The organism is Pseudoalteromonas sp. SG43-7, from assembly GCF_014164295.1.
Classification (GTDB): Bacteria; Pseudomonadota; Gammaproteobacteria; order Enterobacterales; family Alteromonadaceae; genus Pseudoalteromonas; species Pseudoalteromonas rhizosphaerae.
In genome coordinates this window covers 85,018-111,570 of sequence record NZ_JACJEY010000010.1, presented here as the reverse complement: position 1 = coordinate 111,570, position 26,553 = coordinate 85,018, and the positions used below count along the sequence as shown (strand labels likewise).

Genomic DNA, 26,553 nt, shown 5'->3' with positions numbered 1-26,553 from the left:
GCAATATGAAAAATCAACACCCTAATTTTTGGTCAACACCTACAGGCTGGGCTGCACTGGCACTTATTGCCGCAGTGACCTACTTCTTAGTGCTTGAGCATGGTCAACATATGCTGCAATTTCTTCCCTACTTGATTTTATTGCTATGCCCCTTGATGCACGTATTTATGCATGGCAGTCATGGTAAACATGGTCACGATCATTCACATGCGCCTGATGAAAAAAAGGAAGAGAGCTTTCAAGAACTCACGGATAAAAATGCAGCCTATCGCGATGGCTACATACAAGGGTTAGAAAAGGCACGTAAGGAATCACATAAAAAGGAGAGCAGTGATGAATGAAACATATGATTATGGCTTATGGTCAATGGTGATACTGAACTCAGCAATTTTTATCTTTTTTGCCTTTAGTTTTGTCAAACCAAAAACATCAACTGATTGGAGAAGTCTAAGCGCGTTCTCTGCCTTTATTGTTGCCCTATTTACTGAAATGTATGGCTTTCCTTTAACTATCTATTTTCTGTCGGGGTGGCTGACGGAGACCTATCCAGAAGTAAATTTCTTTGCGCATGAAAATGGGCATTTATTACATACTTTCTTTGGATTTCAAGGTGATGCCCATTGGGACCCATTTCATATAGTGAGTATGGTGTTAATTGTTGCAGGTTTCTTTATGTTGTCTTCAGCATGGAATGTATTGCATCACGCGCAAAAACATCATCAATTGGCTACAACTGGATGGTATGCAAGGTGTCGCCACCCACAGTATGTAGCTTTCATTCTAATCATGTTCGGCTTTTTATTGCAGTGGCCGACAATCCCAACACTTGCGATGTTTCCGATCTTAGTCGTTGTTTACGTCAAGCTAGCGAAACGCGAAGAAGCACAAGCGATTGCTGAGTTTGGTTCGGAGTACCACAGGTATATGGAATCGACACCAAGTTGGATCCCAAATTTTAATAAAAGTGTAGAAGGTAAAAATCATGAAAACGTTAACTAAATCAATTTTATTTATTAGTTCACTACTTATAACCACTAGCTCATTTGCCCAAAACAATGAGCATAAGCATGAAGGTGCGAACAAAGCTGATATGCATCAAGGCATGGCAATACCACATGAGAACATGGGAGAAATGCACAAAAAGATGATGGAAATGAAAAAGGAAGTCCATGCCATTAAAACTGAAAAAGATCCTGAAAAGCAACAGCAGATGATGGTTGAACATCACCGTTCAATGATGAAGATGATGCAATCCATGCACAAAAACATGGAAGAAATGCCAATGCATCAACAAATCAAGATGGCTGAACATCATTTAGAAATGATGGGGAACATGATGCCGCAGATGAACCGTAAAATGGAAGAAATGAAAGATAGCAATCAACAGCATTCACACAAACATTAGGAGAAAAATTATGAGCGATTTAAATCATAGAGTTGGCGTTAAAGAGCAAAATTTAGTTGTTCGAAACCTAAAGCTTAGCAATGTCACAGAAGAAAGCTGTGACGAGTTAGTAAAAGAAATAGATCAGCTTTTTGGTATAGATGAAGTTAGTTACAACATCAAAGAAGGTGAAATACACCTTGCCTATGATGCCGCAAACGTAAGCCTTGATGGGATTGAGGAGGTAATCCGTAAGTATGGCGCAGATGTTCATGATGATTGGTGGACACATACTAAAGAAAGTTACTATAAATTTGTTGATCAGAACATCAAAGATAACTCTGTTCATAAGCCTTGGAGTTGTCATCAAGCACCTTCGGGGGCTGGCCGGAAAAACAAATGAATTCATAAAAAAGTGTATAGATAATTAGTTAGTCAAATGAGGTAACAGTGATGAAAACACCCTATATAAAAGCTCTTTTATTGCTTACATTCGGTTTATATTTAGTGGGTTGTTCCAATACCACTTTTTATCATAAATACATGATGAGAGGTCAGGTAGTAGAAAGTTCTGATAATCGAACTCTAATCTGTATTGGTGCTAAGCATGGCGCAGAGGTTGGGCAAAAATACAGTGTTATTAGATTCCATGAAAGAATAGTATTGAGTGAAGGTGAAGATCCCTACACTATCGAAAAGGTAGGAACGGTACAAATTACTAAAATTGTGAATGATCATTTCGCAACTGTAAAGCTAGTGTCTGGTGACATTGCAGCGAAAGATATGGTGGAACTTGAAAACTAATAAAGTGGTGGCGAAAGCCACCACAAGAGCATAACAATAAAACTTAATGAAAAAACTTTAGTGTTATTTTGTACAACCTTTGAGATTGTTTGCTCAGTTCTGGTTATCTTGATGCCAGCACGACAGAAAAAATGTTACATATGAATTAGAAAGGTGTGGGCTGGCATCCTAGGTCTAATATTAACAGTTAAGGGGCCGCCGAATAGAGCTATACCTTTACATCAGCAGCATAATCAATGCTCCCGCGATCATAAATAAGTTTTCAGATAGCGATACAAATCCAAGTGGCACACTGCTATCGCCGCCTACACAGGCACACTTTAACTGGCGTTTGTCGATGTAAACGGCTTTGAAAACTGAAATTGCTCCAACTGTGCCGATAAACAATGAAAATGGTGCCACTGCGAGAGGCTGTAGTTGGGCAACCATACCAATACCTGCATATGCTTCAATGAAGGGATAAATATAACCATATCTTATCCATCTCATCGCTAGTAAATCATAAGTAATAAACGAATTTGTGAAACTGTATAGGTCTTTCAGTTTTTGCACCGCTAAGAGCGTCATTGAAAAAGCTATAAATAGCATCAGTGTTCTGATGGAGATAAATGAGCCGGAAGCAAAATGTTGAGATGCGACAGCAAGAAGTGCAGCTATCGAGAAAATGGCTACAACGGGCGTGTAGGTTGTGCCAGTTTGACCTGCTTCATCTTTACCAAAATACTCTCTTAAGTCATCGTATCCTCCGACACGCTTTCCTTCAATAAAGGTTTGTGGCGTAGTTTTGACATCATGCTTAGCTTTGAAGTCATCAGCTTGTTGTCTTGACGTGAGCTTATGATCTTCTACATCATACCCTTGCCTCTCCAGCAAATCTTTCGACCTTAAACCATAGGGGCAGATATGTTCGTCAGTGACCATTCTGTACAGGGTAGCTGTCTTAGTCATCTTAGTCTCCTTTGTTCAGTGTGCCTTCAAACTTTGGGAGCGGTCGTTGCTCAGCCTGAGCTTGTGAGCTGACCTTTCCATTTTCAGAAATATCTTTAATCAGCCATTCCATTTCTTTTATTTCTTTTCGTTGGGCTTTAATAATACCATTTGCCAATTCACGCACGCGTACATCCTCCAAAGTTGAATGCTCACTAGTAAGAATAGCAATGGAGTGATGAGGAATCATCGCTTTCATGTAAGCAGTGTCAGAAATTGTGCTTTGAGAGCGAACAAGATAAAGACATATGGCAAACAGTATTGTCGCCAATAGAAAAATAGCCATGTTGAGCTTCTTGTTACTGTACATGCCAAGCATAAAGGCCAGCATGATCATTGCCATACCTGCTCCCATATACAACGCCATATAGATACGCGTTTCACTAAACCATATATGTGATACTGCGTAAGTGTTGAGATACATCATGACAAACATAGCAATGGTTGAGGTGATGATCATTGCAGCAAATCTTGAGTATTTCATAAGTAATCCTTACATTGATAGTGTAAATATTTCCCACTGTTAGCCTATTATTCTCTACATGTGGTCATGTTCTCGAAAAAGTGCAAGTAATGAGCCAGTATCAATAAGAGTATTTGTAATACGATTGACTCAATTTCAGCTTATATCTAAAGTTTAAGTTTTGAACTTATGATAGACACAGGCTAAATTGGCTTTAGTTAACAATCTAATGGGAGAACTCAAAGCACTACAAGCTGAGCTTCAACAAATGGCAAGCTCGTGTACAAGTGAAGCGTGTGAAATAATTAAGTCACTTTATAGTTAGAATTGTCATTCATTTTCTATCCGTAGTGTACGAATTTCTATTTTTTATTACGTTCATGTACGAAATTTATTTAATATACTTTCGTTCATTTAATTGTTAAGGTGTGCGAAAGTTACAGGTTTCGTATATATGAAAGTTGGTTTTGCAAGAGTTTCAACTAAAGAACAAGATTTAAATGTTCAACTGTCCAAGTTGGACGCTCAGGGCTGTGAAAAAATATTCCAAGGCAAACAGTCTGGTGCTTCGATTCGAAATGAAGAAAAGCTTTAGGAACTCATCGACTTTATCAGGGAAGGTGATGAAGTTATTGTTACTCGCCTCGACCGTTTGGGACGGTCGTTAAAATCTATTCTTGAGGCAATTGAAAGCATCCATAAGAAAGGTGCTTGTTTGAATATTATCGACGGCTCTCTCAATACCAAAAATGATAATCCGTTTGCCACTGCCATGATCAACCTATGTGGAGTATTTGTGACTGTGCATAATGATTGAGATTGATCTCATTTTAGACTGAAAGGTTTTAAAGGGATGCCGCCAATCTCTCTTTTTATGAAAGTATGATTTTTTAATCATAATATCTGAGACTCAATCAGTTATATTACGATAATTTGATGCTATTTGCTAACGGCAGCTCCTCCGACATTGCGGACATTAGCATCAATGAATACCTTATGATTTCACTTAGCCAAAAGCGGAAGTTAGCTTTTGAGTTATTAACGAAAATTCAGAGTGTAAAGCAGACGTTGAAGAGTCAATAATAAACTTCAATTTAAACACTCTAGTGCATTAACGGCTGCAACTAATTTTGTCGTTCTAGAATTGGCGGAATTTTGCTGTTCCATATGAGAAGTAAACACACCAGTCACCATTCAATAGTTTGGCAAAACCTTGTGTGACTCATACTTGTGATACCGCTGACATGAATTTGTCAGCATTTCTTCCGTTTTTATCTGTCCACATTTAGGACATGCAATAGTCGATTAATGTTCTATATTCTGCCCGTATGCCTCTAACAGAGTTTATCTAGTGACTTAATGATCCCGCATGCTTCAATAGTATTGTTCGAACCACAAGCACTAGCCATCTGTTGTAATTCAGCTTTAAGCGCCCTTAATTCTTTCATGCGTTTATTCACTAGTGCAAGTTGCTGATCAATTAATGCATTAACGCTAGAGCAGCTTTCTTCTGGCTTATTTTTTAATTCGATAAGACGTTTAATATCATTGAGTGATATATCTAGGCTGCGACAATGTTTTACGAACTCCAATTGTTTAAGTGCTTTACTATCATACAGCCTGAAATTACCTTCTGAACGGTTTGGATTTAACAGTAATCCTTCTCTTTCATAATATCTAATCGTTTGTATTGAACAGCCCGATTTTTTAGACAATTCGCCTATTTTCATCAATTTCCCCCAGACATTTGACTCTATAGTTACTATAGAGTCTATAGTATAAGTATGCAACGAAAAGGATATATAAAAAATGACTGAGAAATATTTAAACAATACGAATATCGTTAATTTTGAACACAAAGATATCCAATCCTTGATCGATCAACGTAGGTGGAAAAACTTGGATAACTTCAACAAAATTGGTGCCGCTTATCAGTTTGTAAAAGATGAGATTTTCTTTGGTTATAATGAAAGCGATGATATTGCAGCAAGCGATGTGCTAGCAGATGGTTATGGACAATGTAATACTAAGGGTAATCTGTTAATGGCACTATTGCGTGGACTAGGCATTCAATGCCGATTTCATGGGTTTACCATAGACCAGCAACTACAAAAAGGTGCTATCCCAAGCTATGTATTTTGGTTAGCACCTAAATACATCATTCATAGTTGGGTAGAAGTTTACTTTGAAGGGCGTTGGATAAACTTAGAGGGCTTTATATTGGATGAGCAATACTTAAGCTCTCTACAGGAGAAATTTGACCAAGTAAAAGATGATTTTTGTGGTTATGGTGTTGCAACAAAGTGCTTTTCATCACCAGATACAGATTGGCGTGGAGAAAATACCTATATTCAAAAAGAAGGTATTCATGATGACTTTGGGCTTTATGATTCCCCTGATGAGTTCTATCTCGAAAAAGGGACTAACTTGTCGGGGTTCAAACGCTGGATATATCAACGCTTGATACGTCACTTGATTAATATGAATGTATCAAAACTAAGAAATAGAAAAGTACTAGAGGTACAAAATGCACAACCATAATCATAGTCATCAACATGGTAAAGATGACCGTATTGGTTGGGCATTTTTCCTTAATGTGACATTCACTATTATCGAATTTATAGGTGGTTGGCTCACTAACAGTACGGCGATAATGGCAGATGCAGTTCATGATTTGGGTGATAGCCTGTCTATAGGGTTTGCTTGGTTATTGAGTCGTTTTTCAAATAAAGAAGCATCAGATAGGTTTAGTTATGGTTATCGTAGACTTACTCTCTTTGGCGCATTGATAAACAGTATTGTTTTAATCATTGGCTCAATTTGGATTTTATTTGAAGCAATTCCAAGGCTGTCCAATCCTGAAATGCCTGTAGTCGAGGGGATGTTAGGGCTAGCGATACTCGGCGTTGCCGTTAACGGATATGCTGTATTAAAATTAAAAGCGGGTGAAACATTAAATGAGAAAGTGCTGACATGGCACCTTCTTGAAGATGTACTTGGATGGGTTGCCGTTCTTATAGTCTCTATCGTACTGTTGTTCGCTGAACTGCCGATATTAGATCCCCTTTTATCAATAGGGTTCACGCTGTTCATCTTGTTTAATGTTTTCAAAAACCTGAAATCAACACTCGTTTTATTTCTTCAAGCTGCACCCGATAAAGAGACTCAAAAGCGTATTAAACTATCACTAATGGAATTTCCTGAAGTTAATGGTATCCACCACATGCACTTTTGGTCACTAGATGGTGAAAGTCACGTTTTAACAGCGCACCTTGAGCTGAGTGACAACTTTGACGTTAAAGAATTAATTAGGCTTAAACAAGAAGTTGCAGCTAAATTATCTTCCTATCATTTATCGCATACAACGATAGAGTTTGAGTTTTTAAATGAAAATTGTCGGGATGAAGCGCAGTAAGCTTTATCAATAAAATGTTGGGCATACAATATAAAAAGCAGCTTAATTAGGCATAACCTAGTAATTAAGCTGCTTTTTTGTTTTTAAATTTCGTCAGATTGCTGTTTACTACTCTCAGCGCCATGCGCCCATTGATATAAAATAGGCAATACAAACAAAGTTAAAATTGTAGAAGATACAATACCGCCGATAACAACTGTTGCTAGTGGTCGTTGCACTTCTGCACCAATTCCAGTGTTTAACGCCATTGGAATAAAACCTAAACTTGCGACCAGTGCCGTCATTAAAATAGGTCTTAAACGAATGATGGCACCTTCAATGATCGCTACGTAAAGGTCGCCTTTTTCATGCCAAAGATCTCGAATAAAAGCCAACATAACCAAGCCATTTAATACGGCAACACCTGACAATGCTATGAAGCCGACACCTGCCGAAATAGATAAAGGCATGTCTCTTAAATAAAGAGAAATTACGCCCCCAGTTAATGCTAACGGTACACCACTGAAAATGATCAATGCATCTTTTAATGAACCAAATGCAATAACCAAAATACCTAAGATAACAATTAGTGTGATCGGCACAACTAAGCTTAATCTTTTACTCGCTGACTCTAGCTGTTCAAAGGTTCCGCCATAATCAAGCCAGTATCCTGCTGGAATTTCTCCTTCCTGATTAATTTTAGCTTTCACTTCTTTGACAAAACCGCCTAAATCTCTACCACGAACATTGACGGTAACCACAACTCTTCTTTTACCTCTCTCACGGCTAATTTGAGCAGGTAAAGACTCAGATTTAAGCTCTGCAACTTCTTCAAGTGGCACATAGTTACCATTCTCAAGTGGAAGCGGCAGATGCTTCAAGCTATCGATATCCGTTCTTATTTGCTCCGGTAGACGAACAACTAACTCAAATCGTCTGTCTCCTTCATAAATGATCCCCGCAGATTCACCGCCAATTGCAGTAGCAACCCAGTCTTGCAGTTCGGTAACGCTCAAACCATACCTACCAAGCGCTTCTCGTTTAGGAATTACTGATAAAGATGGAACACCTGTGACCTGTTCCATTCGGGCATCAGCAGCACCGTCCACGGTTTTCACTATATTTAGAATATCTTTTGCGGTGAGTAATAACCGATCCAAATCATCACCAAATATTTTGATGCCGACATCAGCTCTAACGCCAGAAATCAATTCATTGAAACGCATTTGAATAGGCTGAGTGAATTCATAGTTGTTGCCCGGAATGTTTTTCAGTACCTCTTCCATTTCTTCAACTAATTCACTCTTTGGCTTTGAAGGTTCGGCCCAATCTTTACGTGGTTTTAAAATAACAAAGATATCAGCAATACTCGGTGGCATTGGGTCAGTTGCTACTTCTGGTGTGCCGATGCGCGAGAATACTTTATCAACTTCAGGAAACGCTTTAATACGTTGCTCAAGTACTTCTTGCATTTCTACTGATTGCTCTAGGCCAGTCGATGGAATTCTTAATGCCTGTAGTGCAATATCACCTTCATTTAATTGAGGAACAAATTCTGTCCCAAGCGTAGTTGCTAACCAAAGGCTATACCCCATTAACAGCGTTGAGAATGAAACAATAATCCAACGAAATTTCATCGCCATTTTTAACAATGGTTCATAAATAGACTTGGTTGAACGAATAACTACACTTTCTTTTTCGCTGATTTTACCTTTCATAAACACAGCTACAGCAGCAGGAACCAGTGTAACTGAAAGGATCATTGCGGAAATTAACGCCATAACGACAGTTGCCGCCATAGGGTGGAACATTTTCCCTTCAACGCCAGTTAGCGTGAAAATGGGGATGTAAACAACAGTGATAATTGCCACACCAAACAAGCTTGGACGTATCACTTCTGAAGTGGCTTCAAAAACGGTATTTAGGCGTTCTCTTAAGTCTTGCCTATGACCGTTGTGTTGGGCCTGTGCTAACCTACGGACAGAGTTTTCAACGATGATTACAGCCCCGTCCACTATCAAGCCAAAGTCCAATGCGCCGAGACTCATTAAATTGGCAGATACTCCTGCTTGCACCATACCTGTGATTGTCATTAACATGGAAATAGGGATAACAGCAGCGGTAATGAGAGCTGCACGTAAATTTCCAAGTAGAATAAATAACACAACAACAACTAAAAGCGCACCTTCAACGAGGTTTTTGGTAACGGTTGCAATCGCTTTATCTACTAACGTTGTTCTGTCGTAAACAGGCTCTGCGGTAATGCCCTTTGGCAGAGATTTTTGTATTTCGCTGAGCTTATGTTCCACTTCTAAAGCAACGGTGCGAGAATTCTCACCAATCAGCATCATGGTTGTACCAAGCACTGTCTCAATGCCATTACGAGTAGCAGCCCCTGTTCTAAGTTCTTTGCCTATAGCAACATTGGCAACATCACTTATTTTTACAGGAATACCATCGTTCTTTTTGATGATGACATTGAGGATCTCATCTATTGTCGCTAGTTGCCCAATGGAGCGAACTAAAACTTGCTGTCCGTTTTGTTCGATATAACCTGCGCCACGGTTGTCATTGTTTTTACGTAATGCATCAGATATTTCTTCAAAGGTTACCTGATGAAAAAGTAATTTTTCGGGTTTAGGCGTTATGTGATATTGCTTGTTGTAGCCGCCGATACTGTTGACCTCAATGACGCCTTTAACTTGAGCCAATTGCGGTTTAATGATCCAGTCTTGTATTTCTCTTAAGGCAATAGCGGTATAAGGCTCTCCATTAGGCATTTTAGCGTCAGGAGAAGCTTGTACGGTATACATAAATATTTCGCCAAGCCCTGTCGAAATAGGACCCATTTCTGGCTCTAAGCCAGAGGGAATAACGCCTTTTATCGCAGCTAATCTTGCATTGATTAAGTTGCGAGCAAAATAAATATCGGTTCCCTCTTCAAAGATAACGGTTACTTGAGATAATCCATATCTTGACAGGGAGCGGGTGTGAGACAGCTTTGGCAATCCGGCTAAGGCGGTTTCTACAGGAAAGGTCACCCTTTGTTCCGCTTCCAAAGGTGAATAACCGGGGGCAGAAGTGTTTATTTGTACCTGCACGTTTGTTATATCTGGAACAGCATCAATGGGAAGTTTTTGATAACTCCACATGCCAACGCCGATGATTACCATCAGCAGACTTAATACTAAATAGCGTCTATTTATTGCAAGACGCAAAATTGATTCAATCATATTGCGTCTCCTAATCGTCGTCTTCTACTTCAGATTTCAAAATATCCGCTTTTATCAGATAACTGTTTTTGTTTACATATTCAGCGTCTTTACTGAGGCCATCAATGACCTCGATATAGTTTTTGTCTGAACGTCCGAGCACAAGTGGCGCAAACTCGTACTCTTCATCTTCTTTTACAAAGACACCAAATTGTCCTCCCAGTTCTTGTATCGCAACTTTCTCGACGGCTAAATCCACCTCAAATCGGTTTATCTTTACGCTGCCCATTAATAATTGGCCTGAGGTTAGGTTTAGCTCAGTGTTATTTAAACGTACACGTGCTAAAACATAAGACTGATCTTTAGCTGGAATTATATTGGTGATGGTTGAGTTGAATGCCTGTTCACCATGCTCAATATCAACAGGTTGACCGACTTTGATTTGATTATATTGGCTGGTAAACACCTTAAATTCAGCCCACAAGGTGTCAAAATTGACGATTTCAAACAAGCTAGTGTTTTGCGTGATACCGCCAATATTTCCATTTCGCTGTAAAACAGTCCCAGAAACAGGGGATGTTATTTTATAGGTATTTAAGCTTTCATTAGATTCAATAACGGCTAATAGATCTCCTTTTTTTACCTTATCACCAACAGTGGAGTTAATTGTCTTTATAACGCCGTTATATCTAGCGCCAACTTGAAATAATTGTTCAGCGCCTATCGTCGTAGCGCCGTATACAGGGATAGTTTGGTTCAACGTTTTTGAAGCTAAATAGGCTGTTTCAACACCAAGCCTTTTTGCCATGTTATTGTTTATTTTGCTAATGCCTTCTTCGCCTTCATGTTCATCTTCACTAGCGATAACACTTTGAATGGGTGATAGATACCCAATAAAAATCAATAGTGCGAGTAAATAGTTTTTCATTTTGAATTCCTAAACGATTCAGTTAATAACTGAATCAATAAATTGTTATTAAACTTAAAGTGATGTTTATTTAGAGTGACAGCGCTTCGTTTGTTAGTTTTTCTATCTCTGCGCCATAAATTAGGGCAGCAGATGCCGCATCAATGAGGGTTCGCCGAGCATTTAACAGCTCTTGTCTAGCCGATACATAATCAAGATATCCATATCGACCTTTTTGATAGGCGTCTTGAGTATCTTCCAGTGCATCTTCAAGCATTGGGATAACCGACTGCTTTAATGAATTAGCTGTTAATATGGCTTGTTTTCTATTGGAGTATGCTCGTAGTAAGTGATTTCTAAACCTCAACTTAGTCGCCTCTTTCTCTATGGCAACTTGGTCACGCTCTGCTAGCGCACTAGCGATTGCACCAGAATTTCGCTTTTCAGCAAACAAAGGTAAGCTAAAGCCAGCGACCAGTGCCGTATCATTGGCTTCTTGAGAGCGCCTAACACCAACAGACCATTTGATATTGGCCGTTGACTCTGTTTTAGCCAACTGTAATTCGGCCTCTTTTAGTCGCTGCTCACTTGCATAAACTTGAATAGCAGGGTTTTTCTCTAATTTCGCAAAGAGACTACTAAAATCACTATCATTGCCAAACTGAAACAGATCTCCAGTTACTCTAGAGAATGACACTGATGTTTCTCCCCAGTAAGCTGATAAAGAAAGCTTTAGATATTCCAAGCGCTTTTGTTCAGATTGAAGGGTGAGGTTAGCCTGAGCAATAACTGCTTTTGAACGTTTCACTTCAGCCTCAGGAGTAGCACCTGCGCGGTTACGCTGAGATACAATCTCTAACGTTTCTTGTGCTAAGCTCAATGCATTATCTGCCAATATCACTCTTTGTTGGGCTGCAAGTACTTCCACGTACTTCTCAGTGACTTGAGCCATTAAATTAAGCGCAGAGACTTCTTTCTCAGCATTGAGTAGTGCTCTTGATTTTGAAACAAGTCCAATCCGCGCTGAGCGTTTATCTCCCATTTCGATAACCGAAGATAGAGCGACTGTTAATTCAGCACTGTCGAATGCATTAAATTCACCTGAGCCTGCAAAGTTCTCAGCTTCAACTTCTAGTTCATAAGCGGGATTTAAACTTGCTGTTTGTTCTTGTCCTGTTAATGCGGTTTGTTTGAAATCAAATATTTTGAGTTCAGGATTTTGTTTAAGCGTCCACTGAATTGCCTCTTGAAGATTTAACTGCTTTTCAAAGGCATAAACATTAAATGTAAAAAGTGACAACGCGAGAAACGCGATATATTTAAGCTGAGGTGTTACACACCTCAAAATTGCTATCTTGCGATGCTCACAGGTATTAAGTGCCATGTATACTTTCCTATAAATTTATATGTGATATTTAGGTCATTAACATTTGACCTTTCTTAATTTTCTATAAAATTTAGGCGTATTTAGGTGGGCGGAATGGCACCGACATATAGCCTTTTAGCTCAGGAGAAACTAAGGCGTAGGTAAGGAAATATTCTATTTTTTGTAAAATATTACAAGAATAATCTGCATTTAAAAATAAGTGACAACAGCAACAAAAATTACAATTATCAATTAAAGTTTGGCTATTACTCACCTCAAATAAATTGGAGGTTTCTGGAGATTCTAGCGGGGTAATAGACTCAGTTAGTGATGTATTAAAAGAACTTTCAATTAAGTTTACTTCAAGCTCTTCTAGCGAAAAAAACACAGATTGCACCGCGATTAAAATCATTATCACGTATGATATATATGGTTTAAAATATGACGGACGCATTAGGTTCATTGTTATCTAGTTCGCTTCAATCAGTCTGATAGTTCCCAAAGTCGTTGGGACTATGTTTAAATCTGAAACATGAGTAAACCCTGATTCAACCTCTAAAGAAGGAAGGACTCCATCTACATTATCTTTTGTAGTTTCAAAACCATCTAATAACTGAACGACAAAGAACAATATCCGTTGAAATATTGAAGTCGGCTTTCCCCAGTCAGCAATTAATAAAATGCCACCCGGTTTAAGTACCCGACGAATTTCAGTTAATGTCGCACGCTTAGTTGAACGGCTTAAGTGATGAAAAAACAAACTTGAAACTACGATATCAAAGGAATTATCACTAAAAGGCATTTCTTGTCCAAAGCCCTGTCTAAAAGAAATATTAAGATCCTTGCCTATAACTTTTTTCTGTGAAATATCTAAAGCGGTTTGGTCTGCATCTAAGCCTATTACGGTATATTTAGGTGATTTTTCAGCTATTAATTTTGTTAGCGTTCCGGTTCCACATCCAACATCAAGTAGGTTGTTTCCTTTGACGTTGGCAACTTTATCTACAATCAGTTTTTTAAAAAATGCTTCTCTCGTGGTGATAGCAACGAGGCTGTCATAAAAATTAGTTAACCAATGAAATCGTAATGGCGGAATGTAGGCATTGTTTTTCATAACTTCATTTCCCTTTAGCCGTTTGAAGCAGACTTAAACTAGCTATAAAGATGCTATTAATGGTTTTAAAATTTAAATAAATAGCCATGATGAATTTGTTTAATACTTTAGCTGTAAGATACGGCGAGCACCGTTTAAAACTACAACAGCAATAATCAAACCAATCACTAAATCTGGATAACGGCTGCTTGTTACTGTAACTAAAAAGCCAGCTAAGATTACCCCAACATTTGCAATAACGTCATTTGCGGAAAAAATCCAGCTTGCTTTCATATGAGCGCCGTCTTCTTTATTACCAAATATTAAAAATAGACAAGCAATGTTAGCGATTAGTGCTATTCCACCAAATATCATCATTAAAGAAGAGATCGGTTCACTACCGTAAACAAAGCGTCTTACGACTTCGCTCAAAGCACTTAGCGCTAGAATAACTTGAAGCACACCAGATATATGTGCCGCTCTAAGTTTCATGCTGATACTTTTACCTACCGAATAAATAGCCAAACCATACACAGCAGCATCAGCAAACATATCTAATGAGTCTGCAATTAGGCCAGCAGACTGTGCAATCAACCCAGCAATTACTTCTATAAAAAACATGACTCCATTAATGGCTAACAACCATTTTAGGGTTGATGCTTCTTTCATCTCATTTTTTTGGGCTAGATCTTTTGCTTTTGCAGCTTCGGTGCTGCAACTTTCTTTAGTTGATGCCAACTCTGCACCGAGATTGAGTTGTTGTAATTTTTTTGTTATCTCATCTAAATTTTCATCATGAAAAACCTTGACTAAACGGCTAGGAATATCAAATTGCAACCCAACTGAAGGCTCAATTGAGTCAAGTGCTAACCTAATCAATCTCTCTTCTGAAGGACAGTCCATTTGAGGTACTTTAAATGTACTGACAAACGCGCCACTATAGTTATCTAATTGTGTATCAATTTTTACATCTTCATTGGTAGAAGATGATTGACACTGACCACTACATTTTTCTGACATATTTAACATTCCGTAATAATATTAAAATAAGTATAAAATCTATAGTGGCTATAGAGTCAAATAAAAATTATTCAATATGAAAAGTTTGGGAAGTAACTCAAATAGCTATTCCAAGAAAATAATTGTTGGGGGGTAGTGACAGCAAACACTGCTAACATTATTTGGACTGCCCGTTTTATACCGATGTTTATCAAAGATAAAAAATAGAAGAGCTATCTAGATAGAATAAATTAACCGATGATCCTAATTCCACATTAAAGTCGCGTTGGTGTGTTACTAATTGTACAGAGGATCTAAAACAAGATTTAAATTTAAAAGTAAGAGCAACGACTATATTGTTGGAACACTTGTCATGAGATACGCTAAGCCTAATGTCCGGTTTCGTATCAAAGTGAATTTTAGCTGAAGTAATTTTGTACCATCGTTTACGACTGCTTCAGGCTCAAATCTGACGAAGATTTCCTAGTACTCACCCAATCTGGCTTGATGAGAAATAATCTCAAACATTATGCGTAGCCACATATTCGCTCAACTTGAGCGGGATCTTATAAAAGCCAGAACCACAGAAGGTCGTGAAGAGGCTAAAGCTAAAGGCAAACACATGGGCAGATTGCCTGCTTTATCAGACAAACAAGCGAAAGAATTATATAAAGATAAATTAAATGGTGAATCGATCTCTGCATTAGCGAAGAAATATTCTGTTAGCCGCCCCACGGTTCACCGAACTATTGAAAGAATGGAACAAAAGAAATAATAAATAAAAGGAGACGTTATGTGGTCTGATAAAGAATCAAAAATTGATTTCTTAAATTTTAATGAAACGGCTGAGTCAATAAAAGATCTTATAACAGAAAAGGAGTTAATGCCTATTAGTATAGGCGTTTTTGGTGATTGGGGCGCTGGAAAATCGACGATTCTTGAACTTACTAAGGCTTCTCTGGAAAGTGATGAACAAGAATATATCCAAGTACATTTCGATGCATGGACTTTCCAAGGGTATGATGACGCTAAAGCGGCGTTACTAGAAACAATTGCATCTACTTTAGTTAAAAAAGCAGCAGACGATAAAAATCTCAGTGCAAAAGCAAAAGAGTTTGCTGGACGAATAGATAAGATCAGACTGATGGGATTGCTAATGGATGGTGGTGCAGCATTAGCTGGTATACCAACTATGGGTGGTATACAGAAGATCATGGGACTATTCAGTGGTGGTGACGATGGTGAACTGGATGTTGATGATGTAAAAGGTGCTGTCGATGGCGCTAAGGATGTCGCGAAGAAAAACAAAGGTTTGATCAAAGATAATAAATCATTTTCACCTCCTAAAGAAATTAAAGAATTCCGAAAAGCATATTCTGATCTGTTAAAGGAGTTTGATAAGCCACTTATTGTCTATGTCGATAATTTAGATCGCTGCTCTCCATTTAATGCTATTTCGACCCTTGAGGCGATCAGGTTATTTCTATTTTTACCCAATACTGCATTTGTTATTGCCGCCGATGAGGACATGATCCGCTTGGCAGTGCCTGAGTATCACAAAGGTGCATCTCAACGACATCAAACTGATTATTTAGACAAGCTTATTCAAATTCCTGTGCATGTACCAAGACCCGGCGTTCTGGAGATAAGGGCATATTTAATGATGCTTACTGCTCAAGATCACGGCGTTACCGATGCGCAATTAGAAACGATAAGATGTGCCCTTGAAGAGTCATTAAGGCTGTCGTGGAAACAACCACAAATTACCGTTGACGAGCTACTTCAAGATCACGAGATTGAAAAGCATTCCGAACTCAGAAGTAAATTTGTGGTTGCTGAACAGTTAGCTCCACTATTAGCTGAATCCACAAACATTAACGGCAACCCTCGCATAGTTAAGCGATTACTCAATCAGGTTAAGATGAGAAAGAAAACCGCTCATCGCAGAGGAATGCAGCTTGATGAAAAAACTATCACTAAGCTGGTAATTTTTGAGAGGTGCTTAGGCACTCAGGCTACCAACAAGCTTTATGAATTAATTGATAAGGAAAACGGATATCCAAAAGTATTAGCGGATCTTGAAAATTCAGAAGTCGAATTTGACGAAATTAATTTACCTGAAGAGTGGAAACTCGACCTAGCTTTTATTGATAAATGGTCGAAATTACCTCCCATGTTCACTGAAATGGATTTGACACCAGCGGCATATCTGAGCAGAGAAAGCATTCCAATGGGGGCTGTTAATTCGGTAATGTCTGGAGCCGCTCAAAAACTCGTAGAAGAATTAATGAAGCAAAAGGTAAGGGTCAGTGGCGTTAACTCTACTGCGATTACCACAACTCCGAAGGAAGAATACATGTCAGTCATGGATGGTTTGATTGAAAACTTTAAGTTGATTGGTGATTGGACCGAAAGACCAACAGGCATTTATGGGGCTGTGTTACTTGCCAAGCAGGATGATAAATGTAGCTTAAGTCTTCTTACATTTTTAAAAAGCTTGCCCCGCCAAAGATGGCTTAATCCAATTTTAAAAGAACTAGAGGGAACTAAGTAATATGGGTACGTCCGCATCGTCAACAGGACCAAATAATAAGAGTCCACTTATTCCATCTTGGGCAGAGTAAGGAGATCCTGTCACAATAGAACCTGCATCAGGTACTGATGGGGATGAGCAAGCTGGCTCTGATAATAATCAAGCTGATGATCAGAATGACAATAGCAATGATATTGACAATGACAAGGTTCAACAAGAAATCGGTGGTTCACCTACAGCAACACCGCCTCCAAATAGGTTTGCCAGTGCCAGAAGAGCATTTGGTAAATATGCGCAAACAGGTGGCTCAACCTCAGATCTAAGGCGTTCATTAAAAAGTTACTCTAGAAAAGGCTCTGGCGGAGGTAAAAGCACAAGCAGGAGACTATCAAGCGGCATAACTGCTGGTTCTGGATTGCTTGGTGTCATGCGTGGCGACACCGTAACGGTTAATAATCAAAGCTTATCATTAGGTGATCTAACTGGGCTATCGACTGATCAAGCAATCGACAAAATTGCTAGCCATTTAGCGCCTGATAATGCCGATTCGGATGCTGTAAGAGTTGCGTTGGATTACGCACTAGAAGAAGCACTCCCCGATACAGAAGAATTTGACCCAAACAGTTTTACTGACGAAGTTATCCAAGAAGCCATAGGCTGTTATTTAACAGACCTTATTTTTCAGGATGTGGTTGAAGGCATGGGCAGAGCTTGGTTTCATGTTGAGCCAGCAAGCAAGCATCATCAAATGGAAGTTGAATTAAGGGAACTAATAAAAGTGATTACACAAGAGCAGTTAGACAAAGTAACTAATGGCAACCCCAGTACTATTAGCAAAGAAAATATTACTAAAATTCAAGCCGATGCTATTGCTATGACGGTTGATGAATGGGAGAGCTTTAATGACTAATTTTTACTTTAACCATGACCCTGCTAACTTGCCTGACTTTTCTGATGATTGTCATCCTGTCCAAATGTTTCATACGCATCAAAATGACATCACTAAGCACAGCTTGGTGTCAAAACAACTACTACAAACAGTTCGTGATTTAGGATTGAATGTAGATGCTGATTCAATAGATCTGATAACAATTGCTACCGCCGTTACCGCTGCTGATACATTTGAATTAAGGGATAATGCAGAAAATGCATGGGCTAGAAAAATGCATTTGCATGTTCCTGTAACTGATGAGGATATGTGGAATTTTGTAGAACCTGAACTGAGTTCTTTGCTCAACTTTCTTACAGGCGATCAATGGCTGTTTACTTTTGAAAAAACAACTATGCCGATGCCGACTCCTAAAACAAGTGAGCAAGCGAAAGCAAAAGCAAAATCATTAATTGGACTCAACTCTGTTTGCCTTTTTTCTGGTGGTCTTGATAGCGCAGTTGGTGCAATTGATATTTTGAACGGAGAATCAGATTTAAAGCCTCTCTTGGTTAGTCACGCTTATCGTGGTGATGGCGCTAAGCAAGAAGACATTAAGCAATTATTATCCCCGCCATTCGGCGAATTGTCCTATTCAATGTCTCCCCATATTATTAAGCACTTAGAAGGTAAAACTGACATTAGTATGAGGGGAAGAAGCTTTAACTTCCTAGCTATGGCGGTACTTGGTATATCAGCCTTAAGAAATGCTAATTGCGATAGCAGTATTGAAACTATTGTCGTCCCAGAGAATGGCTATATTTCTATAAATCCGCCGCTTACCAGAAGACGGATTGGTAGCCATAGCACTAGAACTACTCATCCTAATTTTCTAAGCAGGCTTGAATCTTTGCTTAGAGACACTGGGTTTCATGTCAAATTTGTAAACCCCTATCAATTCAAAACTAAAGGTGAAATGTTAGCGGAATGTGTTGATCAAGACGCAATTAGAAAAGCAGTTCCCCTAAGTGTTTCATGCAGTCATTGGCACAGAGAACATAAACAGTGTGGGCATTGTGTACCTTGCCTTATTCGAAGAGCGTCAGTTTTTCATGCTGGTTTTACACAAGATGCGCCATACAAGACAAAGCGGTTGAGAGATCTTATCAAAGAAAAAGATACTCGCGATGATCTCCAAGCGGTTCAAACTGCCATTATTAGATTGAAACAATCCGATAACTATCGTTCTTGGCTTCGAAGTTCAGGGCCAATACCACAAGAAAAAGATATACGAGAAAAATTAGAATCAACTATTAAGCGAGGATTGGCAGAGGTTGAATTATTTCTCCAAGCGGATAAATCGTCATGATGGATCTTCATTGCCACGTTGATTTATATCCAGATCATCAAGAGGTATTGAACGACATAAAAAGCAGTAATTATTACGTGCTATCAGTAACTACGGTGCCTTCAGCTTTTGAAGGTACTGTCCAGTTAACAAGTGGCATAAAACACTGTAAGACGGCCTTGGGGCTTCACCCTCAACTTGCTCATCTAAGAAAAAATGAATTAGCACTATTCGATAAGCTAGTTGATAGAACTAGATATATTGGAGAAATTGGACTGGATGGCTCAAAAGGTTACGCTGATTACTTTGATGATCAATTAGAGGTTTTCACGCATATTCTAAAAAAATGTGAAGGCTTTGATGACAAAATACTAACTATCCATAGTCTTAACGCGACTGGTGAAGTTCTTGAACAACTTAAGTTACATCCCAATGCTGGTACTTCTATTCTTCATTGGTTTTTAGGTACTAAGAAGCAAGTTCTAGAAGCCGTCGAGCTAGGCTGTTTCTTCTCTATTGGGCCAGCCATGCTAACTTCAGCCAGAGCTAAAAAAGTAATATCGTGGATACCTCAAGATAGAGTTCTACTCGAAACTGATGGACCTTTCGCCAAAGTGGCGGGGAATATTCTGTTTCCTTCAAGTGTTGGCACTGTTACTGAATATCTGGCTGAAATTTGGTGTAAAAATAAGGCTTTGATAATAGAAAAATTGTCAGTAAATCTTAGGTGTTTAACATCAGTCAAGTAACTAATTATACGTCACGTAATCTTATAACAATTTTATTCAGGTTTAATCGGTTTGTTTGAAGTATTTGTATTAGCTATAGCACTCAGTATGGACGCGTTTGCAGTATCCATAGGCTTAGGTTCTAAAAAAGTAGTAAATGCTGAAAAGCTCTTTATTAAAGCCGCTGCTTATTTTGGTTTTTTCCAAGGCTTTATGCCTCTTTTAGGCTATTACAGCGGTAAAGGTTTATCATCTTGGATTGAAGATTATGCACCTTGGATAGCTTTTATTTTGCTAGTATTTATCGGTGGCAAAATGATTTATGAGTCCCAATCTGAAGGAATTGAAGAAGATATTGCTAATGTTACTCATCGTGTGCTATTTGTTCTTGCTATTGCCACCAGTATTGATGCAATGGCGGCAGGTTATGCAATCACATTGCTTGAGGTAGATATAGCCGTAGCTTGCTTGATAATAGGCGTCACGACGTTTGCCTTTAGCTGGATTGGTGTGAATATCGGCGAAAGAAGTGGCGTATGGCTGGAATCTAAAGCTGAACTATTTGGTGGTTTAGTGTTAATCGCAATCGCATTTAAGATATTACTTGGTTGACACAGAACCACCGAATACTAGGCTACTTACCTGAGCAACATGCATTGCCTTCTTGAATAGGAGGACACTTAACTGTTCCATAAGAGCAATAAACGCAACAATCACCTTTTAACGGTTTAAGTAGTGCTTTACAGCTTTCGCATTCGTAATACCATTGGCAAGCGTTTGTAGGCATGGTTTCAACTTTGCTAAATCCACATTCAGGGCAAGTGATTTTAGATTCTAGTTCTATACCTTGCATACTGGTTCCTTAATGGGCTTAACAATATCTAAAATAGACATTACGACCATCCAAATGATCCCAAAGTAAAATAAGTAAGTGCTCCAGTCGTATTGCCATAAAGGATAAAGGGTCAGCAATACTGCAATTGGGCCAATGACACTTAAAACGCCTCTCAATGAATCTCGATGTTGATACCAATTATAGAAATTAACTAACAACGCTAGTGAAGCAAATAATGGCAATAAGGTGTTCACCGCTATCCCTTCAAAATGTGAAAGAAAACCTAACCCAAGAGCAGATGCCAATGAGCCGAGTGCAGGAAAACATGCTGTGCAGCTAAGGGCGGCTAGCCAAACGCCACCAGAACCTACTTTATCTAGAATTTTATTGATCATAACTATCTACCTCAATTTTTAAGGTAGTATAAACTCCGTACATAAGTACGGGGTCAATAGCTATTTAAGTGAATTTATTACCGGGCAGGATTGAGGGTCTTGATTGGCCTTGCAAGAATCTGTCATATCTTGAATTACTTTCTCTAATCGCTGTAAATCAGCAATTTTATTACGAATGAGATTAAGTTTTTGCAACCCCATCGACTCAATATCAGCGCAACTGTCACTTAGTGACATAAGCGATTCAATTTCTTTCAGCGTAAACCCTAATGCTTTAGCTTTCAGAATAAATTTGAGTTGACTGGTAAGGGCATCGCCATACATTCTGTAACCAGACTCTGGTTTTAAAGGTTGCTCTATCAGACCTTGGCGCTCATAGAAACGGATTGTTTCAATGCTAATGTTAAGTTCTTTAGCAAGTTTACCTATGGTTTTCATTTACATACTCTTCAATCAACAAGTGCCATTATAGTAATATTCAAAATTGACCTTAAAGTAGAAGAAATAATTTTCTCAATTATTACGTTATCTATTGGATGTTATCGGTCACGGTTTTGTAATTGCTAACCGTGACGATTAATATTCAGTATACTAACGTACTTCATCAGTACGGTGCGCAGCACGTAATAGGCTTATTATGTCCTCTGTGTCAATGTTCTCATCCACTAATGCTTGTTGCAGAAGTACACTAACTTCAGGAGATGGAGACAAGTTTTCGAGCTTCATATTTGCTAAAGCTTGCTTGAGCGTGTGTGGATTTTTTATTTTCACTAATTATGGCCTTAAGCTTGCGTATTCAAAAAAACTCCAAAACTAGAATTGAAATCTACTATAGGTTTTGTTTGCCGCCAAATAATAACCTTTCAACGGTTACTATTTTGTACTCCTATCAAAAGTAACCTCTCATAGGTTACTTTTTCAAAAACTCAATCGTAATCACCACTTCTTAGCATTTGAACTGGAGAGTCTATGACCCTCACTCTATACTATAACTACTCAGGGCGAACTATAGAGGTTTACGATGAATAAGAATCTTGCATTCAAGTACCCAAAACTTAGTGACGTTCTCGACTCATTAGAATCCGATACTACAAGCTTTGACTATGCCGTTTCGGAAGGTAACGAGTCTGATGATGATGAAATTACATTTGAGACTCATCCCTTTTATTCGCAGGTTGGTGATCTAGGAGATCTTGAGATCCCCGATTCAGATATTTACTAATTAATATCGCCGTCTTTTAGTTGGCTTTGTAGCTTTTGAATTTCTAATAACAGTGCCTGATTCTCTGCATCTTTTTGCTCTGCGCTTTCTATCGCTTTTTGCCTTTCTAGCTCAAGGCGAGTTTTGTCTGATTCTAGTTCGTTAATCTTTAAAGACTTTTTAAATGAATCAGTTTGTTGCATAGTTCTTTTACGACTCGAAATATAGTCTTCTAGAGAGCCTGCGCTGCGGTGGGTCATTTCCCTTTCCATCTGAAGTGCAATTGCAGTTTCATTAGCACTAAAGCCTAACTCTAATGCAGCGTCCAAATGTTTATCAAGACTATCTCCGGAAAATTTATGGCGTAATGAATAAATCGATTTACCTTTAGGCCAGCCAAGTTCTGTGGTGATTTCACTGAAGATCTTGCTGATATTCTCAGCGGTTAATGGTTGAAAGCTGTTGGGGTCTAAGAATAAATGACCTTCATAGTTGCCAGTATCAATGTTGGTGAGAAAGTCTTCCAAATCATTCTCAATGAAATTCCTGACAGCGAGCACTGTAGAGAACCTAAAGCTCACTGGCATAGTATTTCCTTGCTTAGCCAGCTTTGGAACAATTGATAAACTATCTTGCTTGTTGAGGAAGAACTCTCTTTCGATGATTTCTTTAGAAAATTGAAGCCTACGATAGCTACTAACAGAAATCGGGCGGCTACCCGTTTCATTCATGATCTGCGCAATTAGCAATAGTGACGCTCGCTCATAGCCCTCATATTCATTAATTATGTAATTGTTAAGTTCTTCTAGCTCATACTCACTTGCATCTTTTCTGTTTCGGCTTCTGGTATCACAATCTCTAAATAATTCTGGATATAGTGAATTATTGTTTGGCTTTTCATTTCTAGATACGGCGATTTCCTTCAAAAGTAATGATGATGTTATCTGATATGAAAACTTATTGGCCGGATCAAAACCAAGAATATTTGGGTGATATGTACCTTGCTTTTGTACCCAATGATAAAAGTTATAGATTGGCATCAAAAAGTCGCTATTGACCGTCTGTTTAGCAACGTTTTCATCACCTCGATATCGTGAATCTGTTGTCGTTTCTTTCAAGCAGAACGTCCTAAATTCCCTCATGCGAGAGTCATTCATTTCAAGCCAGCTTATTTTATGTTTACCAGAGTTCAAAAATTTAAATAATCGTCTGATAGCCTTTCGATAAGTGCGTATAGTTTTGGGGTTTCTATCCAGCTCAATGATAAAATCTGTAGGTGCCCAAAGAACCTCTCCGTTGATATCTTGGTAAACATAGTGGTCTTGACGATCATAGTGTACTTTTGTTTCAGTAATACCGTTACTCATCTGAAACCTCCAACTTTAGTGGAACACCATGATGCCTATTAGCGCTAAACTCTGCGGCATCAACCGTATTGACTAGTTGATTCCTATTACCGATAAATAACATCGACTCTCTAGATGCGTTTATACATGTGTAAAGCCATGATTTATCAATCAAATAGAAATTATCCAAAATAACTAAGGAATGAGTAAATTGATTCCCCTGAACTTTGTGCACCGTAATTGCATAACAAAGCGCAATACTTTCAATATCATCTAATGACAAATCAATACAATCACCACCAATGTCTATCTTCATCCAACACTCACGCCCATATGCAACGACAGGCTTTTCGTATACTTCTACTATGTTTGCTAACGTACCAACCGATACATCAATAAACTTATTAGATTTGGCAAAAATAATTGGCTCCCCCGCGTAGAAAACAGATTCACCAATTTCTAGCTTTGCTACTTTTTTCCGGTCAAAACGAATCCGCTGAACTTGAGAATTTATGTCATCGCATAACTGAGGATTCGAACAAATGATCTTAGGTACATCACTTAACATTGAAGTCAATTCGAACCAAATATTGATTGTAATGGTACTAAGCATCTCGTGAGATTTATCTTTAGTATGGTACATACTTAGGCTTTGTTCTTTTGACACGTCAAATGCGGTAATAGCATCGAATACTGATGATGCAGTATTATTAAATAAAGAGTTAGAGATCCGTTGGATATCTGAATTCGATGTCGAACCGTAGACTTCAAAAAGCCCTGTAATCGCATCATGTTTTAAGTCAGCAGCCTGTTTGAGAAAAGCTCCCGGACCAATTGGTGGCAATTTGTATTTATCGCCAATAAAACAAATGTGAGCATTAAGAGGAACAACCTTTAATAGTTTATATAACGTTAACATATCAACTGAATTTGAATTTTCTATCAGTATAAGTGCTCCTGACAATGCGCCTTTTAGGTTTCGCTTTTTTGCCTGTGAAATGAAGCGATTAATAGATTCTCCCTTTAAATTAGGCAGTATATTGTCTCCATTACAAACAACTGAATTAACTCTCCAAACGTTAATACCATTATTAAGGCATACATCAATGATGATCTGGGATAGCAAAGACTTTCCTGTACCAGCTTCTCCTACAATAAAAGAAACAGGTCGATTAAAGGCATTACCTAATGCCTGTAACTGAAGAGGATTTAGTTCAACACTGTGGTGATCTAATATTGATAACGTTTCGTCAAACGCCAACGAATTCGTATCAAATAGCTGCTTTATCTTAGATAAACGCCTGTGAAGTAATGCATTAATTGCCTTTTCAATCGCCTGATGACCTAAGATTTGTATAGTGTCATTTTGTTTGTTGAAACAAAGTGTCTGAAAAGCACAGTCTTCAATTTCATTAAGTTCAAGCCCAATGCCTGCTTCAATCAGTTCAGCTTTGACTTCATTAGCAGGTAACGCCATATCACCGTTATTGCTATGTGCTGAATAAAGTAGTGATTCAACAAATGAAATAGCTCTACGCTTATCGTTTAAATTGATATCAAAGTTAGCTCTTACTTTTTTGTCTAGTGACTTCCATGTCCGCTTTGCAGCATTTACAGATGTTATAGGATAGAGCAGATATGGATTCTTTTTTATCAAGCTAATTGCGTCACGGCCTAGTAGTTGACGAGTACTTTCAACATACTCAACTGGTAATTTGTGTCGTTCAAAAAATAGATTTAATTCACTTTCACCAACAGCCTTAGCCCAACCATCACAAAGATTTTGAGCCATAACTGGTGAGATTTTTAGCTTTTTACAGTTAGATAACTTTTTAGCTGAGTAACTTTGTAAAACTGCAAATAAATCTTCACCAAAAGCGAGATTAAGTTTCTTCGTCCAATAGCTATTTATACCGACAAAATGGGCGTTGTAGATAAGGAAATCACAAAGTACCTCAGTTGAAATTTCTGCGTTGGGGGGCAGCTTTAAAGCCTCATCTACAATGAACTGTGAGCCATATTCCTTATCAAAGGAATAATCACCAGTCGCTCTCCAGATTTCTCCTGTTTGCGGGATTGACGTAATCGCACCGAATTCAGCCTTAACGACTATTTTTTCACGTGCAACCTTTAATAAAAATATAGATGAGATACCACGTTTATCTTGTGTATAGTGCCGAACTAAAGTGACTACGCCTATTAATTGCTTAACTTCTTCGTTAAACGATATATTATTTATTTGCATCACACGTCACCAACATCCATGTATAGCTTTGGAATATACCGACCTGTTGCCAACAAAAACTGTTCCGAAGCAAGATCTAGTTGAATAGAGTTAAGCTGAGTCTCTAATGCCTTAACTTTCAATTCAAGCTCATTATTGGAAACCGTGTTTTCTAAATCTTCTTTTGCTGAATTTTCTTCTACCACATCATCAGGTTGCTCAATCTCCAGCCCTTTTTGTTCTTGTACTAGCTTTTCTATTGGACCATCAGGCGCAAATATCTTTTGTAGATCTTCATTTGTATCAAGTGTTGATTTAGGCACATTATGCATCTTGAAAATTTGAATCTTGTTAACCCGACCTTGATACAAAGGGATAACAGGCGAAGTATTTACCCAATCTGCTATCTTTTTAGCATTCTGTTTACCGATATCCTGAGAAGATTTTCTGCGCTTATTCACCATGA

30 protein-coding genes and 1 pseudogene are annotated in these 26,553 nt (G+C 38.4%); 15 read left to right on the top strand and 16 right to left on the bottom strand.

Translation table 11 applies throughout. The annotated features are described in order from the left end of the window. Positions 1-5 precede the first annotated feature (5 nt). The 5 genes from H5200_RS06720 to H5200_RS06700 are packed head-to-tail and all read left to right on the top strand — an operon-like array spanning position 6 to position 2,188. Positions 6-341 (top strand): DUF2933 domain-containing protein, encoded by a 336-nt coding sequence (locus H5200_RS06720; RefSeq protein WP_008467859.1) that lies wholly within the window; start codon positions 6-8, stop codon positions 339-341. Continuing rightward, a complete protein-coding gene (locus H5200_RS06715) occupies positions 334-999 on the top strand; it encodes an isoprenylcysteine carboxylmethyltransferase family protein (RefSeq protein ID WP_008467861.1) in 666 nt (221 codons plus the stop codon). Before H5200_RS06720 ends, H5200_RS06715 begins: the two co-directional genes overlap by 8 nt. Further along, complete coding sequence (locus H5200_RS06710; protein WP_008467863.1) at positions 983-1,405, top strand: hypothetical protein; 423 nt, start codon at positions 983-985, stop codon at positions 1,403-1,405. The genes H5200_RS06715 and H5200_RS06710 overlap by 17 nt, the downstream gene beginning before the upstream one ends. A gap of 10 nt (positions 1,406-1,415) precedes the next feature. Further along, on the top strand, positions 1,416-1,787 hold the full coding sequence (locus tag H5200_RS06705) for a hypothetical protein (RefSeq protein ID WP_008467865.1): 372 nt from the start codon (positions 1,416-1,418) through the stop codon (positions 1,785-1,787). 50 nt (positions 1,788-1,837) lie between these two features. Next, positions 1,838-2,188: a hypothetical protein gene (locus H5200_RS06700; protein ID WP_004589646.1), complete on the top strand. Its 351-nt coding sequence runs from the start codon at positions 1,838-1,840 to the stop codon at positions 2,186-2,188. A gap of 216 nt (positions 2,189-2,404) precedes the next feature. On the opposite strand, the gene H5200_RS06695 is transcribed toward H5200_RS06700, so the two are convergent. Both H5200_RS06695 and H5200_RS06690 read right to left on the bottom strand, forming a co-directional pair. Next, positions 2,405-3,136 (bottom strand): MauE/DoxX family redox-associated membrane protein, encoded by a 732-nt coding sequence (locus H5200_RS06695; RefSeq protein WP_008109669.1) that lies wholly within the window; start codon positions 3,134-3,136, stop codon positions 2,405-2,407. Between the two features lies 1 nt (position 3,137). Next, complete coding sequence (locus H5200_RS06690) at positions 3,138-3,659, bottom strand: DUF305 domain-containing protein (RefSeq protein ID WP_008109672.1); 522 nt, start codon at positions 3,657-3,659, stop codon at positions 3,138-3,140. A gap of 433 nt (positions 3,660-4,092) precedes the next feature. On the opposite strand from H5200_RS06690, the pseudogene H5200_RS23935 reads away from it, so the two are divergent. Further along, positions 4,093-4,455, top strand: a pseudogene (locus H5200_RS23935) (recombinase family protein). 517 nt (positions 4,456-4,972) lie between these two features. Here H5200_RS23935 and cadR read toward each other — a convergent pair. Beyond that, complete coding sequence (cadR, locus tag H5200_RS06680) at positions 4,973-5,368, bottom strand: Cd(II)/Pb(II)-responsive transcriptional regulator (RefSeq protein WP_016899209.1); 396 nt, start codon at positions 5,366-5,368, stop codon at positions 4,973-4,975. A 79-nt stretch (positions 5,369-5,447) separates the two neighbouring features. Here cadR and H5200_RS06675 point away from each other — a divergent pair, with 79 nt between their 5' ends. Together H5200_RS06675 and H5200_RS06670 are read left to right on the top strand one after the other, a co-directional pair. Further along, the gene (locus H5200_RS06675; protein WP_005245162.1) at positions 5,448-6,179 is read left to right on the top strand and encodes a transglutaminase family protein; all 732 of its coding nucleotides are present in this window, start codon (positions 5,448-5,450) and stop codon (positions 6,177-6,179) included. Next, positions 6,166-7,053 (top strand): cation diffusion facilitator family transporter, encoded by an 888-nt coding sequence (locus H5200_RS06670; RefSeq protein WP_008109680.1) that lies wholly within the window; start codon positions 6,166-6,168, stop codon positions 7,051-7,053. Before H5200_RS06675 ends, H5200_RS06670 begins: the two co-directional genes overlap by 14 nt. Positions 7,054-7,136: 83 nt before the next feature. Here the strand turns inward: H5200_RS06670 and H5200_RS06665 are convergent, their stop codons facing one another. The 6 genes from H5200_RS06665 to H5200_RS06640 form a co-directional block, all read right to left on the bottom strand. After that, positions 7,137-10,265, bottom strand: a complete 3,129-nt coding sequence (locus H5200_RS06665; RefSeq protein ID WP_182761201.1) for an efflux RND transporter permease subunit — start codon at positions 10,263-10,265, stop codon at positions 7,137-7,139. Positions 10,266-10,275: 10 nt separating this feature from the next. Further along, positions 10,276-11,172: an efflux RND transporter periplasmic adaptor subunit gene (locus tag H5200_RS06660; RefSeq protein WP_008109684.1), complete on the bottom strand. Its 897-nt coding sequence runs from the start codon at positions 11,170-11,172 to the stop codon at positions 10,276-10,278. A gap of 70 nt (positions 11,173-11,242) precedes the next feature. Next, a complete protein-coding gene (locus H5200_RS06655) occupies positions 11,243-12,535 on the bottom strand; it encodes a TolC family protein (RefSeq protein ID WP_008109686.1) in 1,293 nt (430 codons plus the stop codon). Positions 12,536-12,608: 73 nt separating this feature from the next. After that, positions 12,609-12,905, bottom strand: a complete 297-nt coding sequence (locus H5200_RS06650; RefSeq protein WP_223230508.1) for a hypothetical protein — start codon at positions 12,903-12,905, stop codon at positions 12,609-12,611. An 81-nt stretch (positions 12,906-12,986) separates the two neighbouring features. Further along, the gene (locus tag H5200_RS06645) at positions 12,987-13,631 is read right to left on the bottom strand and encodes a class I SAM-dependent methyltransferase (RefSeq protein ID WP_008109690.1); all 645 of its coding nucleotides are present in this window, start codon (positions 13,629-13,631) and stop codon (positions 12,987-12,989) included. A 99-nt stretch (positions 13,632-13,730) separates the two neighbouring features. Next, entirely contained in the window at positions 13,731-14,630 is a 900-nt protein-coding gene (locus H5200_RS06640) for a cation transporter (RefSeq protein WP_008109692.1), read from the bottom strand. Positions 14,631-15,138: 508 nt separating this feature from the next. Here H5200_RS06640 and H5200_RS23930 point away from each other — a divergent pair. The 6 genes from H5200_RS23930 to H5200_RS06610 all read left to right on the top strand — a co-directional run bounded on the left by H5200_RS23930 (position 15,139) and on the right by H5200_RS06610 (position 20,698). Beyond that, positions 15,139-15,384, top strand: a complete 246-nt coding sequence (locus H5200_RS23930; protein ID WP_033103103.1) for a helix-turn-helix domain-containing protein — start codon at positions 15,139-15,141, stop codon at positions 15,382-15,384. 18 nt (positions 15,385-15,402) lie between these two features. Further along, positions 15,403-17,163 carry a P-loop NTPase fold protein gene (locus H5200_RS06630; RefSeq protein ID WP_024596196.1) on the top strand — a complete coding sequence of 587 codons (1,761 nt, stop codon included), beginning with the start codon at positions 15,403-15,405 and terminating at the stop codon, positions 17,161-17,163. A 406-nt stretch (positions 17,164-17,569) separates the two neighbouring features. After that, complete coding sequence (locus H5200_RS23925; protein WP_259399183.1) at positions 17,570-18,052, top strand: hypothetical protein; 483 nt, start codon at positions 17,570-17,572, stop codon at positions 18,050-18,052. After that, positions 18,045-19,379 carry a Qat anti-phage system QueC-like protein QatC gene (gene qatC / locus H5200_RS06620; protein WP_008109704.1) on the top strand — a complete coding sequence of 445 codons (1,335 nt, stop codon included), beginning with the start codon at positions 18,045-18,047 and terminating at the stop codon, positions 19,377-19,379. Before H5200_RS23925 ends, qatC begins: the two co-directional genes overlap by 8 nt. Continuing rightward, positions 19,376-20,107 (top strand): Qat anti-phage system TatD family nuclease QatD, encoded by a 732-nt coding sequence (gene qatD, locus H5200_RS06615; RefSeq protein ID WP_008109706.1) that lies wholly within the window; start codon positions 19,376-19,378, stop codon positions 20,105-20,107. The genes qatC and qatD overlap by 4 nt, the downstream gene beginning before the upstream one ends. Positions 20,108-20,158: 51 nt before the next feature. After that, positions 20,159-20,698 (top strand): manganese efflux pump MntP family protein, encoded by a 540-nt coding sequence (locus tag H5200_RS06610; RefSeq protein ID WP_008109708.1) that lies wholly within the window; start codon positions 20,159-20,161, stop codon positions 20,696-20,698. A 22-nt stretch (positions 20,699-20,720) separates the two neighbouring features. Here H5200_RS06610 and H5200_RS23920 read toward each other — a convergent pair whose 3' ends face one another. From H5200_RS23920 to H5200_RS06595, 4 genes are all read right to left on the bottom strand, one after another. Beyond that, positions 20,721-20,939 carry a GDCCVxC domain-containing (seleno)protein gene (locus H5200_RS23920; RefSeq protein ID WP_008109710.1) on the bottom strand — a complete coding sequence of 73 codons (219 nt, stop codon included), beginning with the start codon at positions 20,937-20,939 and terminating at the stop codon, positions 20,721-20,723. After that, positions 20,927-21,316, bottom strand: coding sequence for an organomercurial transporter MerC (gene merC / locus H5200_RS06605; RefSeq protein ID WP_008109712.1), 390 nt, complete (start codon positions 21,314-21,316; stop codon positions 20,927-20,929). Before merC ends, H5200_RS23920 begins: the two co-directional genes overlap by 13 nt. A 60-nt stretch (positions 21,317-21,376) precedes the next feature. Beyond that, entirely contained in the window at positions 21,377-21,754 is a 378-nt protein-coding gene (locus H5200_RS06600) for a MerR family transcriptional regulator (RefSeq protein WP_182761200.1), read from the bottom strand. Positions 21,755-21,907: 153 nt separating this feature from the next. Further along, positions 21,908-22,087 (bottom strand): hypothetical protein, encoded by a 180-nt coding sequence (locus H5200_RS06595; protein WP_182761199.1) that lies wholly within the window; start codon positions 22,085-22,087, stop codon positions 21,908-21,910. A 250-nt stretch (positions 22,088-22,337) separates the two neighbouring features. On the opposite strand from H5200_RS06595, the gene H5200_RS06590 reads away from it, so the two are divergent. After that, on the top strand, positions 22,338-22,538 hold the full coding sequence (locus H5200_RS06590) for a hypothetical protein (protein WP_182761198.1): 201 nt from the start codon (positions 22,338-22,340) through the stop codon (positions 22,536-22,538). On the opposite strand, the gene H5200_RS06585 is transcribed toward H5200_RS06590, so the two are convergent. The 3 genes from H5200_RS06585 to H5200_RS06575 are packed head-to-tail and all read right to left on the bottom strand — an operon-like array spanning position 22,535 to position 26,551. Next, the gene (locus H5200_RS06585) at positions 22,535-23,884 is read right to left on the bottom strand and encodes a hypothetical protein (RefSeq protein ID WP_182761197.1); all 1,350 of its coding nucleotides are present in this window, start codon (positions 23,882-23,884) and stop codon (positions 22,535-22,537) included. The genes H5200_RS06590 and H5200_RS06585 overlap by 4 nt on opposite strands. Next, positions 23,877-26,108 (bottom strand): AAA family ATPase, encoded by a 2,232-nt coding sequence (locus tag H5200_RS06580; protein ID WP_182761196.1) that lies wholly within the window; start codon positions 26,106-26,108, stop codon positions 23,877-23,879. The genes H5200_RS06585 and H5200_RS06580 overlap by 8 nt, the downstream gene beginning before the upstream one ends. Beyond that, the gene (locus H5200_RS06575) at positions 26,108-26,551 is read right to left on the bottom strand and encodes a hypothetical protein (RefSeq protein WP_220497001.1); all 444 of its coding nucleotides are present in this window, start codon (positions 26,549-26,551) and stop codon (positions 26,108-26,110) included. The genes H5200_RS06580 and H5200_RS06575 overlap by 1 nt, the downstream gene beginning before the upstream one ends. Between the last annotated feature and the right edge of the window lie 2 nt (positions 26,552-26,553).

Bases quoted from the DNA above. Each gene is read 5' to 3' on its own strand.
- H5200_RS06670 (WP_008109680.1), top strand. From the start codon at position 6,166: ATGCACAACCATAATCATAGTCATCAACATGGTAAAGATGACCGTATT.
- H5200_RS06705 (WP_008467865.1), top strand. From the start codon at position 1,416: ATGAGCGATTTAAATCATAGAGTTGGCGTTAAAGAGCAAAATTTAGTT.
- H5200_RS06585 (WP_182761197.1), bottom strand. From the start codon at position 23,884: ATGAGTAACGGTATTACTGAAACAAAAGTACACTATGATCGTCAAGAC.
- merC (WP_008109712.1), bottom strand. From the start codon at position 21,316: ATGATCAATAAAATTCTAGATAAAGTAGGTTCTGGTGGCGTTTGGCTA.
- H5200_RS06720 (WP_008467859.1), top strand. From the start codon at position 6: ATGAAAAATCAACACCCTAATTTTTGGTCAACACCTACAGGCTGGGCT.
- H5200_RS06660 (WP_008109684.1), bottom strand. From the start codon at position 11,172: ATGAAAAACTATTTACTCGCACTATTGATTTTTATTGGGTATCTATCA.
- cadR (WP_016899209.1), bottom strand. From the start codon at position 5,368: ATGAAAATAGGCGAATTGTCTAAAAAATCGGGCTGTTCAATACAAACG.
- H5200_RS06655 (WP_008109686.1), bottom strand. From the start codon at position 12,535: ATGGCACTTAATACCTGTGAGCATCGCAAGATAGCAATTTTGAGGTGT.
- H5200_RS06600 (WP_182761200.1), bottom strand. From the start codon at position 21,754: ATGAAAACCATAGGTAAACTTGCTAAAGAACTTAACATTAGCATTGAA.
- qatD (WP_008109706.1), top strand. From the start codon at position 19,376: ATGATGGATCTTCATTGCCACGTTGATTTATATCCAGATCATCAAGAG.
- H5200_RS23930 (WP_033103103.1), top strand. From the start codon at position 15,139: ATGCGTAGCCACATATTCGCTCAACTTGAGCGGGATCTTATAAAAGCC.
- H5200_RS06700 (WP_004589646.1), top strand. From the start codon at position 1,838: ATGAAAACACCCTATATAAAAGCTCTTTTATTGCTTACATTCGGTTTA.
- H5200_RS06695 (WP_008109669.1), bottom strand. From the start codon at position 3,136: ATGACTAAGACAGCTACCCTGTACAGAATGGTCACTGACGAACATATC.
- H5200_RS06690 (WP_008109672.1), bottom strand. From the start codon at position 3,659: ATGAAATACTCAAGATTTGCTGCAATGATCATCACCTCAACCATTGCT.
- H5200_RS06710 (WP_008467863.1), top strand. From the start codon at position 983: ATGAAAACGTTAACTAAATCAATTTTATTTATTAGTTCACTACTTATA.
- H5200_RS06645 (WP_008109690.1), bottom strand. From the start codon at position 13,631: ATGAAAAACAATGCCTACATTCCGCCATTACGATTTCATTGGTTAACT.
- H5200_RS06575 (WP_220497001.1), bottom strand. From the start codon at position 26,551: ATGGTGAATAAGCGCAGAAAATCTTCTCAGGATATCGGTAAACAGAAT.
- H5200_RS23925 (WP_259399183.1), top strand. From the start codon at position 17,570: ATGCGTGGCGACACCGTAACGGTTAATAATCAAAGCTTATCATTAGGT.
- H5200_RS06640 (WP_008109692.1), bottom strand. From the start codon at position 14,630: ATGTCAGAAAAATGTAGTGGTCAGTGTCAATCATCTTCTACCAATGAA.
- H5200_RS06715 (WP_008467861.1), top strand. From the start codon at position 334: ATGAATGAAACATATGATTATGGCTTATGGTCAATGGTGATACTGAAC.
- qatC (WP_008109704.1), top strand. From the start codon at position 18,045: ATGACTAATTTTTACTTTAACCATGACCCTGCTAACTTGCCTGACTTT.
- H5200_RS06580 (WP_182761196.1), bottom strand. From the start codon at position 26,108: ATGCAAATAAATAATATATCGTTTAACGAAGAAGTTAAGCAATTAATA.
- H5200_RS23920 (WP_008109710.1), bottom strand. From the start codon at position 20,939: ATGCAAGGTATAGAACTAGAATCTAAAATCACTTGCCCTGAATGTGGA.
- H5200_RS06630 (WP_024596196.1), top strand. From the start codon at position 15,403: ATGTGGTCTGATAAAGAATCAAAAATTGATTTCTTAAATTTTAATGAA.
- H5200_RS06665 (WP_182761201.1), bottom strand. From the start codon at position 10,265: ATGATTGAATCAATTTTGCGTCTTGCAATAAATAGACGCTATTTAGTA.
- H5200_RS06590 (WP_182761198.1), top strand. From the start codon at position 22,338: ATGAATAAGAATCTTGCATTCAAGTACCCAAAACTTAGTGACGTTCTC.
- H5200_RS06675 (WP_005245162.1), top strand. From the start codon at position 5,448: ATGACTGAGAAATATTTAAACAATACGAATATCGTTAATTTTGAACAC.